At 63.8% G+C, this 12899-nt stretch carries 9 protein-coding genes; 5 read left to right on the top strand and 4 right to left on the bottom strand.

Going from position 1 to position 12899, the window contains the following annotated elements; translation table 11 throughout:
* Window positions 1-29 precede the first annotated feature (29 nt).
* On the top strand, window positions 30-1151 hold the full coding sequence (ispG, locus tag FHY55_RS11895) for a flavodoxin-dependent (E)-4-hydroxy-3-methylbut-2-enyl-diphosphate synthase (RefSeq protein ID WP_140014400.1): 1122 nt from the start codon (window positions 30-32) through the stop codon (window positions 1149-1151).
* Between the two features lie 67 nt (window positions 1152-1218).
* Here the strand turns inward: ispG and FHY55_RS11890 are convergent, their stop codons facing one another.
* Window positions 1219-1968 carry a DsbA family protein gene (locus FHY55_RS11890; protein ID WP_140014399.1) on the bottom strand — a complete coding sequence of 250 codons (750 nt, stop codon included), beginning with the start codon at window positions 1966-1968 and terminating at the stop codon, window positions 1219-1221.
* Between the two features lie 125 nt (window positions 1969-2093).
* Here FHY55_RS11890 and FHY55_RS11885 point away from each other — a divergent pair, with 125 nt between their 5' ends.
* Window positions 2094-3233 carry a pyridoxal phosphate-dependent aminotransferase gene (locus FHY55_RS11885; protein ID WP_140014398.1) on the top strand — a complete coding sequence of 380 codons (1140 nt, stop codon included), beginning with the start codon at window positions 2094-2096 and terminating at the stop codon, window positions 3231-3233.
* A gap of 148 nt (window positions 3234-3381) precedes the next feature.
* Here the strand turns inward: FHY55_RS11885 and FHY55_RS11880 are convergent, their stop codons facing one another.
* Both FHY55_RS11880 and purL read right to left on the bottom strand, forming a co-directional pair.
* Complete coding sequence (locus FHY55_RS11880; protein ID WP_140014397.1) at window positions 3382-3882, bottom strand: hypothetical protein; 501 nt, start codon at window positions 3880-3882, stop codon at window positions 3382-3384.
* A gap of 64 nt (window positions 3883-3946) precedes the next feature.
* The gene (gene purL / locus FHY55_RS11875; RefSeq protein WP_140014396.1) at window positions 3947-6106 is read right to left on the bottom strand and encodes a phosphoribosylformylglycinamidine synthase subunit PurL; all 2160 of its coding nucleotides are present in this window, start codon (window positions 6104-6106) and stop codon (window positions 3947-3949) included.
* A 263-nt stretch (window positions 6107-6369) separates the two neighbouring features.
* On the opposite strand from purL, the gene FHY55_RS11870 reads away from it, so the two are divergent.
* On the top strand, window positions 6370-7026 hold the full coding sequence (locus tag FHY55_RS11870; protein ID WP_140014395.1) for a hypothetical protein: 657 nt from the start codon (window positions 6370-6372) through the stop codon (window positions 7024-7026).
* 362 nt (window positions 7027-7388) lie between these two features.
* On the opposite strand, the gene FHY55_RS11865 is transcribed toward FHY55_RS11870, so the two are convergent.
* Complete coding sequence (locus tag FHY55_RS11865; protein WP_140014394.1) at window positions 7389-8294, bottom strand: LysR family transcriptional regulator; 906 nt, start codon at window positions 8292-8294, stop codon at window positions 7389-7391.
* A gap of 157 nt (window positions 8295-8451) precedes the next feature.
* Between FHY55_RS11865 and FHY55_RS11860 the strand changes: the two genes are divergently transcribed.
* Entirely contained in the window at window positions 8452-11850 is a 3399-nt protein-coding gene (locus FHY55_RS11860) for an indolepyruvate ferredoxin oxidoreductase family protein (protein WP_140014393.1), read from the top strand.
* A 168-nt stretch (window positions 11851-12018) separates the two neighbouring features.
* Window positions 12019-12897, top strand: a complete 879-nt coding sequence (locus tag FHY55_RS11855) for a lysophospholipid acyltransferase family protein (protein WP_140016097.1) — start codon at window positions 12019-12021, stop codon at window positions 12895-12897.
* The last annotated feature ends 2 nt before the right edge of the window (window positions 12898-12899 follow it).

The raw sequence follows: 12899 nt of genomic DNA, 5'->3' as shown, positions 1-12899 counted from the left end.
GCGTGACGCGAGCAGTTGCCGGAGGTTTCATGTCGATCAACGAAGTGCGCCCGTGGCGGAGCATCTACCGGCGAGAGAGCCGGCAGGTGATGGTGGGCAATGTGCCGGTGGGTGGCGGTGCGCCGATTTCGGTGCAGACCATGACCAACACCGCCACGACGGATGCCAAGGCGACCATTGAGCAGGTGTTGCGCTGCGCCGAGGCGGGGGCCGACATTGTGCGGGTTTCGGTGCCCGACGAGGCCAGCTCGAAGGCGCTGAAGGAGATCGTGCGCGAAAGCCCGGTGCCGATCGTGGCGGATATTCACTTTCACTACAAACGGGCGCTGGAAAGCGCCGAGGCGGGCGCGGCCTGCCTGCGGATCAACCCCGGCAACATCGGGGATTCGGCGCGGGTGAAGGAGGTTGTGCGGGCGGCCAAGGACCACGGCTGCTCGATCCGGATCGGGGTGAATGCCGGGAGCCTCGAAAAGCACCTGCTGGAGAAATACCGCGAGCCCTGCCCGGAAGCGATGGTGGAGAGTGGGTTCGACCATATCAAGCTGTTGCAGGACAACGACTTTCATGAGTTCAAGATCAGCTGCAAGGCCTCGGACGTGTTCCTCAGCGCGGCGGCCTACCAGCAGTTGGCTGATGCCACGGATGCGCCGATTCACCTGGGCATCACCGAGGCCGGTGGGCTGACCAGCGGCACGATCAAGAGCGCGATTGGCCTCGGCAACCTGCTGTGGATGGGAATTGGCGACACGATCCGCGTGAGCCTCTCTGCCGATCCGGTGGAAGAGGTGAAGGTGGGCTATGAGATCTTGAAATCGCTGGGCCTGCGGCACCGGGGGGTCAACATCATCAGCTGCCCGAGCTGCGCGCGGCAGGGGTTTGACGTGATCAAGACGGTGGAAGCGCTGGAGAAGCGGCTGGAGCACATCAAGACGCCGATGAGCCTGAGCATCATCGGCTGCGTGGTGAATGGCCCCGGCGAGGCGCTGATGACGGATGTGGGCTTTACCGGCGGCGGTGCGGGGCACGGAATGGTGTATCTGGCCGGGAAACAGGACCACAAGATCAGCAACGACGAGATGGTTGAGAAGATTGTGGAGCAGGTTGAGGCCAAGGCTGCGGAGATCGAAGCGAAGGCCGAGGCCGCAGAGTAGCGAAGCAGGGCGGGCGGGGTGCCCGCCGCTGCGGGAGCTTCAGCGCGTGGTGGGCAGATTGCCCACCCTACTTGGCGCCGCGTGCCTCTGCCACGAGGCCCATCATGGCTTGCAGCGGGACGTAGCCGCGCAGCATCTGGTCTTGCAGCACGAAGGTGGGCGTGCCGGTGATTTGCATGGCTTGGGCGAGGGCGTGGTTTTCGGCGATGACGGCGCTGACCTCGTCGCTCTCCATCGCGGCCAGCACGGGGGCCGGGTCGAAGCCTGCGTCTTTGGCAAGCGCGCTCAGCGTGGCTTCGGTGTATTCGCCGCGCAGTTCCATCATCCCGTCATGCACGGCCTTGTAGGCCTCGGGGCCGACTTGCTGGAGCGTGGCGATGGCAAAGCGGGAGGCGACAACGGATTGCTCGCCGAGAATGGGGAATTCCTTGACGATGAAGCGGATGTTGCCATCGGCCTCGATCAGGCTTTCGACCTCGGGGAAGGCCTTTTTGCAGTAGCCGCAGCGATAATCCATGAATTCGACGATGGTGATATCGCCCTCGGGATTGCCGCCGACATAGGAATTGGCGTCGTTGAACAGGGCGTCGGCGTGGTTTGCCACGAGGGCGACATCGCCTTGCGCCTGCTCGGCGGCCTGCCGCTCTTCGAGCACGCCGATGGCCTCCATCAGCACCTCGGGGTTGTCGAGCAGGTAGGCGCGGATCTCGGCGCGGAAAGCCTCGCGCTCGGCGTCCGTCATGGCGGAGGCGTCGAAGGCGGCGGCGGGAAGCGCCGCGAGGGCGAGGGTTGCGGCGAGAAGGGGGGCGCGGAACATGGGCGTCGTCCTTTGGATAGCGGTCGTGCGCGGGTGTGGCACGGTTAGGGCTGTGCCGCAAGCTGGCGCGGCATTGACGGCAGGGCGCCGCTTGATAGTGGTGGCAGCAGGTTAAGGAGAGGCGCATGCGGGTTTCAAGACGAAGCGAGGTTGATCCCTTCATCGTGATGGACGTGATGGAGGCGGCGCGGGCGGCAGAGGCGGCCGGGCGCTCGGTGATCCACATGGAGGTGGGCCAGCCGGGCACGCCAGCGCCCGCGGGCGCGCGGGCGGCGGTGGCGGCGGCGCTGGAGGCCGGGCCGATGGGCTACACGGTGGCGCTGGGGCTGCCGGAGCTGCGGGCCGGGATCGCGGCGCTTTACAAGCGTTGGTACGGCGTGGAGCTGAACCCGGAGCGGGTGATCGTGACGACGGGCTCTTCCGGGGCATTTCTGTTGGCGTTTACGGCGCTGTTCGACGCGGGCGAGAAGGTGGGGCTGGGGGCGCCGGGGTATCCGAGCTATCGGCAGATCTTGCGGGCGTTGAGCTTGCAGCCGGTGGAGATTGAGGCGCGGTTGGCGACGCGGATGCAGCCTGCGCCGGAGGATGTGCCGGAGGGGCTTGCGGGGTTGATCCTTGCTTCGCCGGGGAACCCGACGGGGACCATTCTGGACCGCGCGGCGCTTGGGGCGTTGCTGGAGCGGGCCGGGGAGGTTGGGGCCTCGGTTGTGAGCGACGAGATCTATCACGGGCTGCATTATGGCGACCGGGCAGTGAGCGCGCTGGAGTTGACGGACGATGTTGTGGTGATCAATTCGTTCAGCAAGTATTTCTCGATGACCGGCTGGCGGGTGGGCTGGATGGTGGTGCCGGAGGCCGACATTCGCACCTATGAGCGGCTGGCGCAGAACATGTTTATCTGCCCGCCGCATGTGGCGCAGGTGGCGGCGCTCGCGGCGCTGGATTGCGAGGAGGAGCTGGAGGGAAACCGGGCGGTTTATGCCCGCAACCGGGCGGCGATGCTGGAGGGGTTGCCGAAGGCCGGCTTTACCCGTTTCGCGCCGCCGGATGGGGCGTTTTACGTTTATGCGGATGTGTCGGAGATGACCGACGACAGCTTGAAGTTTTCGCAGCAGATCCTTGAAAAGACAGGGGTTGCCGTGACCCCGGGGCTGGATTTTGACTCCGGGCGCGGGGCGAAGTGGCTGCGGTTTTCCTATGCGCGGGGCGAGGCGGATATTGCCGAGGGGTTGCGGCGGTTGATTGAGGCGGTGCCCGGGATGTAGGGGGTTTGGTGGGCAGATTGCCCACCCTACGGATGTGGTGCCGTGAGGCCGGGGCTGGAGTTTGACTCTGGGCGCAGGGCCAGGTGAATATGCCGAGGTGTTGCGGCGGATGTAGGGGGTGGTGGGCAGATTGCCCACCCTACGGGCCTTAGATGTAGTCGCGCAGGGTGGCGAGGAAGGCGGGCACGCGTTTGAGGGTGTCGCCGGTGGCGGCGAGGGTTTCGGGGGTGAAGCCCTCTTCTGGTGTGAGCGCAGTGAGGAGGGCCTCGCGGACCTCTTCGTCGTCATCTTCCAGCCCGAGATTTTCGGCCATGGCGAGCAGTTCGAGCGCCTCATGCACCGACTTCATCTGCCGTAGGGCCTCGGACATGGGGGTGGCGAGCTCTGGCTCATCGTGCCAGCTCTTTCCGGCAAAGACCTCTTGCGTCACCCGCTGGCCCGCGCCGTTGCAGGTGTAGCGGGCGCAACCGGAAAAGCCCTCTTCTTCAAGGTCTTCGTAGATGGAGCAGAGGTGGCGCTCCAGCTTGGGGCAGGGCAGGCCCGCGGGCTTGTCGATGGCGAAATCTTCCCCCGCATCGAAGGCCAGCGCCATGCAGCAGAGCGCGGCGCAGCGGGAGCAATCGGGGGTGAGGTCTGGGAATTGGCTCATGCGTCGGAGCGGGGGCGCTGCCCCCGCACCCCCGGGAGTATTTGCAGCAAGAAAATGGAGCCGGTCACGCGAAACTTGCAGCGAAGGTGCTGCGATAGGTTTCGGAGAGTTCTGAGAGCGGGGCGGAGCTGCCGCCGAGGCTTACCGTATCGCCGCCAAACTTGCCGACGGTGGTTAGCGGTACGCCTGCCTGGCCTGCAGCGACCATGAGGGCCTCGGCCTTGTCGAAGGAGCAGGCGATGAGGTAGCGGGCCTGATCCTCGCCGAAGAGAGGGCCGTTGCCGGCGGCGTCGATCTGCACGCCCACGCCTGCGGCTTCGGCCATTTCGAAGGCGGCAAGGGCAAGGCCGCCATCGGCGAGGTCGGTGCAGGCGTCGATGTTGGCGACATTTGCGCGGATGAAGTCGCCGTGCAGCTTTTCGGCGGCGAGGTCGACATGGGGGGCGTCGCCATCTTCTCGGCTGAAGGCTTCGGCCAGCAGGGCGGATTGGCCGAGGTGGGCACCTTCGGGGCCAATCAGCAGGGCGACGTGGCCGGCACGGGCGGTGCCGTCGATCAGCTGGTCGAGCGTGTCGAGCAGGCCCACAGCGCCGATGGTGGGGGTGGGCAGGATGCCTTGGCCATCGGTCTCGTTGTAGAGCGAGACGTTGCCGGAGACGATGGGGGTGTTCAGCGCCTCGCAGGCCTCGCCGATGCCCTTCAGCGCGCCGACGAACTGGCCCATGATCTCGGGCTTTTCGGGGTTGCCGAAGTTGAGGTTGTCAGTCGTTGCCAGCGGCAGGGCGCCCTTGGCGGTGAGGTTGCGATAGGCCTCGGCCACCGCCTGCTTGCCGCCCTCGTAGGGGTTGGCCTTCACGTAGCGGGGGGTGACATCGGAGGTGAAGGCGAGGGCCTTCTCGGTGCCGTGGACGCGCACCACGCCGGAGCCCGCGCCGGGGGCGATGACCGTATCGGCCATGACCATGGTGTCATATTGCTCCCAGACCCAGGATTTGTGGGCGTAGTTGGGGGAGGCGAGGAGGCTCTTGAGGCCGTCGATGGCGTCGATCTCCGGCACCGGGTCCATCTCGGCGGCCGGGGGCGTTTCAACCCAGGGGCGGTCATACTCGGGGGCGGAGCCGGAGAGTGTGGCCAGCGGCAGATCGGCCTTGGTTTCGTTGCCGTGGAGCACGCGGAACCGGTCTTCGGCAATGGTTTCGCCGACGATGGCGAAATCGAGATCCCATTTTTCGAAGACGGCGCGGGCCTCGGCCTCTTTCTCGGGGTTCAGCACCATGAGCATGCGCTCCTGGCTTTCCGAGAGCATCATCTCATAAGCGGTCATGTTGGTTTCGCGCTGAGGCACGGCATCTAGGTTGAGCTTGATGCCAAGGCCGCCCTTGTCGCCCATCTCGACGGCGGAGCAGGTGAGGCCGGCGGCGCCCATGTCTTGAATCGAGATCACCGCGCCGGTTTGCATCAGCTCCAGCGTAGCTTCCATCAGGCGCTTCTCGGTGAAGGGGTCGCCGACCTGCACCGTGGGGCGCTTCTCTTCGATGGTGTCGTCAAACTCTGCCGAGGCCATGGTGGCGCCGCCGACGCCATCGCGGCCGGTTTTGGCGCCGAGGTAGACCACGGGCATGCCGATGCCGGAGGCGGCAGAGTAGAAGATGGCGTCGGTGTCGGCGAGGCCAGCGGCGAAGGCGTTGACGAGGCAGTTGCCGTTGTAGGCCGGGTGGAAGCGGACCTCGCCGCCCACGGTGGGCACGCCGAAGCAGTTGCCGTAGCCGCCGATGCCCTCGACCACGCCGTTGACCAGCTGGCGGGTTTTGGGGTGGGACGGCTCGCCGAAGGACAGCGCGTTCATCGCGGCGATGGGGCGGGCGCCCATGGTGAAGACATCGCGCAGGATGCCGCCAACGCCGGTGGCGGCGCCTTGGTAGGGCTCGATGTAGGAGGGGTGGTTGTGGCTCTCCATCTTGAAGACAACGCATTGACCATCACCGATATCGACGATGCCAGCATTTTCGCCGGGGCCGCATATGACTTGCGGGCCCTCGGTGGGCAACTTGCGCAAATGGAGCTTGGAGGACTTGTAGGAACAGTGCTCGTTCCACATGGCAGAAAAGATGCCCAGCTCGGTGAAGGTGGGCTCGCGGCCGATGATTTCGAGGATGCGCTCGTATTCGTCGGGCTTCAGGCCGTGGGCTTCGATCAACTCGGGCGTGATGGCGGGTTCGGTCATGGAGGCTCCCCTGATGCTCATGCGCCTTTTAGGAAAAGGGCCGTAGGAGGGAAAGGCGCAATTTTAGGTGGGGCAGGGCGGGGCGCCTCTCAGATTGGGCTGGCACGATTTTGACTCAGTTTTTTGTAACTGTCGCGGTCTTGGGGACAATCGGGCGTAAACGCGGCAAATGTGTCTAAAATTTTAAATGAATGGACGCAATTAGGACCGAATGCTGTCTCAGGGTTGAGTCGGGTGGAACAGACCTCACGAAAGGTAGAAGAATGACCAACTCGAGCAAGACTGGACTGAAGGGCGGAACGGCGATTATTGCAGCGGCTCTTTGCTTTGCACTTCCTAACTCCGCTGAGGCGCTTGGCCTTGGTGGTGGCGGCGGCGGCGGTGGCGGCATCGGCGTGGATGCCGATGTGTCGATCGGCGGCGGCGGCATTAGCGCTGATGTGGATGTGTCGATTGGGGGCGGCAGCGGCGTTGATGCAGAGGCAGATGTGGCGATTGGCGGCGGCACCGGCTCTGGTGGCACGGGCGGCGTTGATGCTGAGGTTGACGTTTCTGTTGGTGGCGGCAGCACCACCGGGACCAGCCCCGATGCGCCCGAAGTGGCGACAGCTGTGCCGGGCGGCAGAACAAACCTGTCCGCCGAAGAGCGCGCCGCACGTGAACGGCTGCTGCTTGCAAAGCGGTTGGCTGCTTACAAGGGCACCGCGCTGCTCTCGTCTGATGGCCAGGTGCTGGGTCGGGTGATTTCTGTCAGCTACTCCGGCCAAGGCGTGACGATTGTGGCGAAGCTTTCGGCGGCGGTTGGCGAACACGCAGGCAAGACGGTTCGCCTCACGGCTGATCCGCGGGCGCTGGATGAAAAGCGGGTGAAGCTGCGCCAAAGCGAGCGTCGCTTCGTTCGGGGTTTGCGCAACCTCTAAGGCGCTGAAAACAGGATCGCGGGCACTGTGGCGTTATCGGCTGCGGTGCCCGTTTCTATTTTGGAAACAGACTGTTTGGTGGAGCGAAAGCGAAGGCTTGCAAGACGATTTGATTCGGTGCACGCTCCGCGCAATTCGGCCCCCGCCCGGGCCCCTCACATCGCTGGATCACCAGACCGTTGGACAAAAAAAGAGGCCGAGACAAGCTCGGCCTAAGTCCAACAGGGAGGTAAAAGACGCGCTGGCCTGAGCCGGTGCGCCTGATGTCTTCACATATGGTGACGCAGCGCTTTCGTTCAAGCCAAAAAATGCCGCATCTGCGAATGGCAGCCATGACTGTGGCGCATGGCACACAGGGTGAGCTATTCGGCAGCAGCCTCTCGCACAGCCCTGCGTTGTGCTTGAATTTCGCTGGTCACGAAGTCGCGGAATGCAGCTATCCGCTTGGATTGACGCAATTCTTCGGGGTAGGCGAGGAAAACCGGAACCTCGGAACTTTCCTCCTCGGGGAGCACCCGAACCAACCCAGGCGTGTCGAGGGCGACATAATCGGGCAACAGGCCGATACCAAGGTCGTTGATCACCGCTTGAAGCACACCGAAGTAGTTGTTGACGGTGAGTCGCTTGGTCACGTCATGGGTGAGCAGGGCCTGAATCATCTCGGCCCCGGCCCGCACTTGGGTGGAATGTGAGGCCTGAGAGATCAGCCGGTGCTGCGAAAGATCATCAAGATCCTTTGGCACGCCATTGCGCGCGACATAGCCTTCGGACGCATAGAGACGCATGCGCACGCCCATCAGGCGGCGGCGGATCAGGTCGGCCTGGGAGGGTTCTTTCATGCGGATGGCGACATCGGCCTCGCGCATCGGCAGGTCCAGCACCCGCTCTTCAAGATTGAGGTCGATCGAAAGATCTGGGTAACGCTCATACAGTGCGGGCAGGCGGGGCGTGAGCCAGAGGGTGCCGAAGCCGGTGGTGGCTGTGACCCTGAGCTCTCCAAACACCTCTTCTTCGCTGTCACGAATACGCGCGGCGGCGGTGTCGAGCCGGCGGTTCATCACCTGCGTGGCGTCAAACAGCAGCTCGCCTTGCTCGGTGAGAATCAGCCCGCGGGCGTGACGGTGAAACAGGGTGGCGTTCAGGCTCTCTTCAAGAGCGCGAATCTGCCGGGAGACCGCCGATTGCGACAGCCCCAGCGTCTCACCCGCGTGGGTAAGTGACCCGGCATCAGCCACGGCGTGAAATATTCTGAGCTTGTCCCAATCCATTGGTAACGGTTCACTATGTTCAAAGCGGTTGCAACGCAGCATCCTTATGCACGTCATCAGCCTATGCGCAAATCATTAACGAGCACAGAATTGTGTTTGTAGGTCAGATATTATGACCTAATATCACATTATGCCCGCTACTGGGAGGAAGCGCGTAATGACTAGGCAAGATGTAAGTCTCACCGACCGTTTCGATCTGGAGAAATCGCCGGTTCTGCTCAATGGCACGCAAGCGTTGGTGCGCTTGATGCTGATGCAGAAGGCGCGTGACAGGGCCGCCGGGTTGAATACGGCGGGCTATTGCACCGGATATCGCGGCTCGCCGCTGGGGGGCGTGGACCAGTGGATGACCCGTGCGGGCAAGCTGCTGGCCGAGAATGATGTGCGCTTCGAGCCGGGGCTGAACGAAGACCTCGCGGCCACCGCGCTATGGGGCAGCCAGAATGCCGAGCTGCGGGGCGAGGGGCGCTATGATGGCGTGTATGGCCTCTGGTACGGCAAGGGGCCTGGGGTGGACCGCTCGGGCGATGTGATGCGCCACGCCAATATGGCGGGCACCAGCCCGCATGGCGGCGTGCTGATGGCCATGGGAGATGACCACACCGGCGAAAGCTCGACCGTTTGCCACCAGTCCGACTGGGCGCTGGTGGATGTGCATATGCCGGTGCTGAGCCCTGCGGGGGTGCAGGAGATCCTTGACTATGGGCTCTATGGCTGGGCGCTGAGCCGCTATGCGGGCGTTTGGGTGGGCCTGAAGGTGATGAAGGACACCGTTGAGGCGACGAGCGTGGTGGATGGCCGGGCGGACCGGCTGAACTTTGTGACGCCTGAGTTTGCGCTGCCTGAGGGCGGGCTGAACATTCGGCTTGGGGATCACTGGATTGCGCAGGAAGAGCGGCTGTTGGCGCACAAGAGGTTTGCCGCCGAAGCCTTTGCGAATGCGAATAAAATAGACCATCGGATGCATGGCAAGCCGGGGGCGAAGATTGGCTTTGTCGCGGCCGGGAAGAACTGGCTCGATCTGTGCCACGCGCTGGAGCTTTTGGGCATTGACGCGGATGAAGCCGAGCGGCTTGGGGTGACGACCTACAAGGTGGGTCAGGTCTGGCCGTTGGATATGAAGGGCTTCCACGATTGGGCCGAGGGGCTCGAGGTGATCGTGGTGGTGGAAGAGAAGCGCAAGCTGATCGAGGTGCAGGTCAAGGAGGCGATCTTTGATGATCGCCGGGGGCGGCGCGTTTACGGCGGGATGAAGAATGGCGAGGTGCTCTTTCCAACCCATTTTGCGCTTGATCCCAATGACATAGCGCTCGAACTTGGGCAAATTCTGATCGAGGAAGATTGCGGCACCGACCGGATCAAGGCGGGGATGGCGCGAATTGAAAGCGCGCGGCTGGCCGACAATGCGCCCGATATCGCGGCCCGGTTGCCCTATTTCTGCGCGGGGTGCCCGCATAACTCCTCCACCAAACTGCCCGAGGGCTCCGAGGCGGGCGCTGGCATTGGCTGCCACTTCATGGCCCGCTGGATGGACCGCTCGACCGACCGATTTACCCATATGGGCGCGGAAGGGGCGAACTGGATGGGCGAGGCGCCGTTTTCCAAGCGCGAGCACCTGTTTCAGAACCTCGGGGACGGCACCTACAACCACTCCGGCACGCTGGCCATTCGGGCCGCACTGGCGGCGGGCACCAACATTACCTTCAAGATCCTGTTCAACGACGCGGTTGCGATGACCGGGGGGCAGCCGAATGAAGGCGGCCTGTCACCCCAGCAGATCGCCCGCGAAGTGCTGGCGATGGGGGTGAAGGAGGTGGCGCTTGTCTTCGATGAAAAGGAGGATGTTGATCTTGAGGCCTTTCCGGCGCAGGTGACGCGGCACGAGCGTGCCGAGCTTGAGAGCGTTCAGGAGAAGTTTAGCAAAATCAGAGGCGTATCGGCCATTATTTATGTACAGACCTGCGCGGCGGAAAAGCGGCGGCGGCGCAAGCGCGGCACCTTCCCCGATATCGACAAGCGGGTGTTCATCAACACCGATGTCTGCGAGGGCTGCGGCGATTGCGGGGTGCAGAGCAACTGCGTGGCGATCCTGCCGAAAGAGACCGAGCTGGGCCGCAAGCGCGAGATTGACCAGAGCGCCTGCAACAAGGATTTCTCCTGCCTCAACGGGTTTTGCCCCAGTTTCGTAACGATACAAGGCGCGAAGGTGAAGAAGGCGCCCGAAAAGGCGGTGGATCTGCCTGACCTGCCGGAGCCGGTGCTGCCCGCGATCGAGGGCACCCATAACATGGTGATTACGGGCGTTGGCGGCACCGGGGTGGTGACCGTAGGCGCGGTGCTGGCCCAGGCCGCGCATATCGACGGCAAGGGCGTTGGCATGATTGAGATGGCCGGGCTGGCGCAGAAGGGCGGCGCTGTGCACATCCACATGCGGATTGCCGAGAAGCCGGAACTGATCAATGCCATCCGCGTGGGCACCGGCGAGGCCAATGCGGTGATTGGCGGCGATCTGGTGACCACGGCAGGCTCCAAGACCTTGGGGCTGATGCGCGAGGGGCAGACCGGGGCGGTGGTGAACGGGGCGGATATCATCACCGGGCATTTCACCCGCGACATCAACTTCAAGCTGCCCCATGACCGGATGGTGCTGGCGCTACAGGCGCGCCTGAAGGACGGCTTGCAAGTGTTTGATGCGCAGGCGCTTTCTCGCGTGCTTCTCGGTGATAGCATCTATTCCAACATGATGATCCTCGGCGCCGCGTGGCAGGCCGGGCTGGTGCCGGTGAGCTACGCGGCGCTGATGCGTGCCGTCGACTTGAACGGGCAGGCGGTGGAGGGCAACAGGCGGGCCTTTGAGATCGGGCGATGGGCGGTGGTTGAGCCTGAGGCGGCTGCGGGGATGCTTGCGCCCGGGGCGGCGCAGGAAAAGACCTTGGCCGAGCGGATCGACTATCGCGCGCGCCACTTGGAAGCCTGGGGCAATGCCGAAACGGCTCGCCGTTACCGCGCGCTGGTGGACCGCGCCCCGGATGAAGAGATGAAGCTTGCGATTGCCAAGGGCTACCACAAGCTGCTGGCCTATAAGGACGAATACGAAACCGCCCGCCTGCTGCTGGAGACCGAGACCAAGGCGGCGGAGGTGTTTGAGGGGGAGATGCGCTTCAGCTACCACCTCGCCCCGCCGATCTTTGGCACCAAGGGGCCTGGCGGGCGGCCGAAAAAGCGGGCCTTCGGGCCTTGGATGCGGCAGGGCTTCAAGCTGCTGGCGGCGATGAAGCCCCTGCGCGGCACTCTGTTTGACCCGTTCCGCTTCGCCCATGAACGCAAGCTCGAACGTGCCCTGATCGCGCAGTACGAGACCGACATGGCCGATATCCTCGCCGGCCTGAACGACCACAACCGCGCCCCGGCGCTGGCACTCGCCGAACTCCCGCTGACCATCCGCGGATTCGGCCCGGTAAAACTCGCCAACGCCGAAAAGGCCGCCAAACGACGCGAAGAACTGCTCGAAGCCTTCCGCAACCCCGAAGCGCCCATGCGCCAGGCTGCGGAATAACCTGTTCATTTTCTTGCTGAAAATATCTCCGGGGGGTGCGGGGGGCTGGCCCCCCGCTGCGCAACGCTCCCAAAAGGGTGTCACACAGGCTTTACGCACCCGTCATAAAGCCTTCCCAGATCGGCCCCCGCGCCCTATCTGAGCGCCATGAAAAAGAGGACGCGCCCCATGGACCAGCGCCACCAGGTCGCCCGTGACATCACCTATGCCAACTCGGTGCGCTCCAAGCCGGGCCGTGCCTTCGTGAAGCTGCTGGAAAACGCCACCGGGCGGATCGGGCTGATAAAGCGGGCCGATGGCTACGAGAGCGACGTGGCGCAAGGCGAGGACTTTTGGGATGTGATCCGCCGCCGCTATGGGCTGAGCCTTCGCGTTACCCGGGGCAGCCTTGAAAACATCCCCACCACCGGCCCGCTGGTGCTGGTGGCCAACCATCCCTATGGCATCCTCGACGGGCTGATGATGGGCCATATCCTGAGCGAGACGCGGGGCGATTTTCGGATTCTGGCGCATCAGGTCTTCAAGCGGTCCGAAGAGCTGAACCGGATCATCCTGCCGATCGACTTTGACGGCACGCGCGAGGCGCAGGCCACCAACCTCGCCACCCGCAAGGCTTCGCTCGACTATCTGGGGCAAGGCGGGGCGATTGGCGTGTTTCCGGGCGGCACGGTGAGCACCTCGGCGCGCCTTCTTTCGCGCCCGCTCGATCCGGGCTGGCGGCGCTTTACTGCCAAGATGATCGCCAAGTCGGGGGCAACGGTGGTGCCGGTGTTCTTTGAGGGTGCCAACAGTCGCTTGTTCCAGATGGCCAGCCACATTCACTCGACCCTGCGGATTGCGCTGCTGATCAAGGAGTTCCGCGCCCGCATCGACGAGCCGGTGGATGTGGCCATTGGTCAGCCGATCCCGCGGCATGAAATCGACAGTCGCGCCCGCGATCCCAAAGCTCTGATGGATTTCTTGCGCGAGGCCACGTATAGCCTGTCGAACACGCCTGTTCGTGCACGCGAATACGGCAAGGAATTTGAGGATTTTCACAAGGCGTAACC

Source organism: Oceanicola sp. D3 (assembly GCF_006351965.1).
GTDB lineage: Bacteria > Pseudomonadota > Alphaproteobacteria > Rhodobacterales > Rhodobacteraceae > Vannielia.
This window is presented reverse-complemented; position numbering and strand designations above follow the sequence as displayed.

What these genes read in the sequence shown, in the direction of transcription:
- ispG (WP_140014400.1), top strand. Translation starts at nt 30, where the DNA reads ATGTCGATCAACGAAGTGCGCCCGTGGCGGAGCATCTACCGGCGAGAG.
- FHY55_RS11890 (WP_140014399.1), bottom strand. Translation starts at nt 1,968, where the DNA reads ATGTTCCGCGCCCCCCTTCTCGCCGCAACCCTCGCCCTCGCGGCGCTT.
- FHY55_RS11885 (WP_140014398.1), top strand. Translation starts at nt 2,094, where the DNA reads ATGCGGGTTTCAAGACGAAGCGAGGTTGATCCCTTCATCGTGATGGAC.
- FHY55_RS11880 (WP_140014397.1), bottom strand. Translation starts at nt 3,882, where the DNA reads ATGAGCCAATTCCCAGACCTCACCCCCGATTGCTCCCGCTGCGCCGCG.
- purL (WP_140014396.1), bottom strand. Translation starts at nt 6,106, where the DNA reads ATGACCGAACCCGCCATCACGCCCGAGTTGATCGAAGCCCACGGCCTG.
- FHY55_RS11870 (WP_140014395.1), top strand. Translation starts at nt 6,370, where the DNA reads ATGACCAACTCGAGCAAGACTGGACTGAAGGGCGGAACGGCGATTATT.
- FHY55_RS11865 (WP_140014394.1), bottom strand. Translation starts at nt 8,294, where the DNA reads ATGGATTGGGACAAGCTCAGAATATTTCACGCCGTGGCTGATGCCGGG.
- FHY55_RS11860 (WP_140014393.1), top strand. Translation starts at nt 8,452, where the DNA reads ATGACTAGGCAAGATGTAAGTCTCACCGACCGTTTCGATCTGGAGAAA.
- FHY55_RS11855 (WP_140016097.1), top strand. Translation starts at nt 12,019, where the DNA reads ATGGACCAGCGCCACCAGGTCGCCCGTGACATCACCTATGCCAACTCG.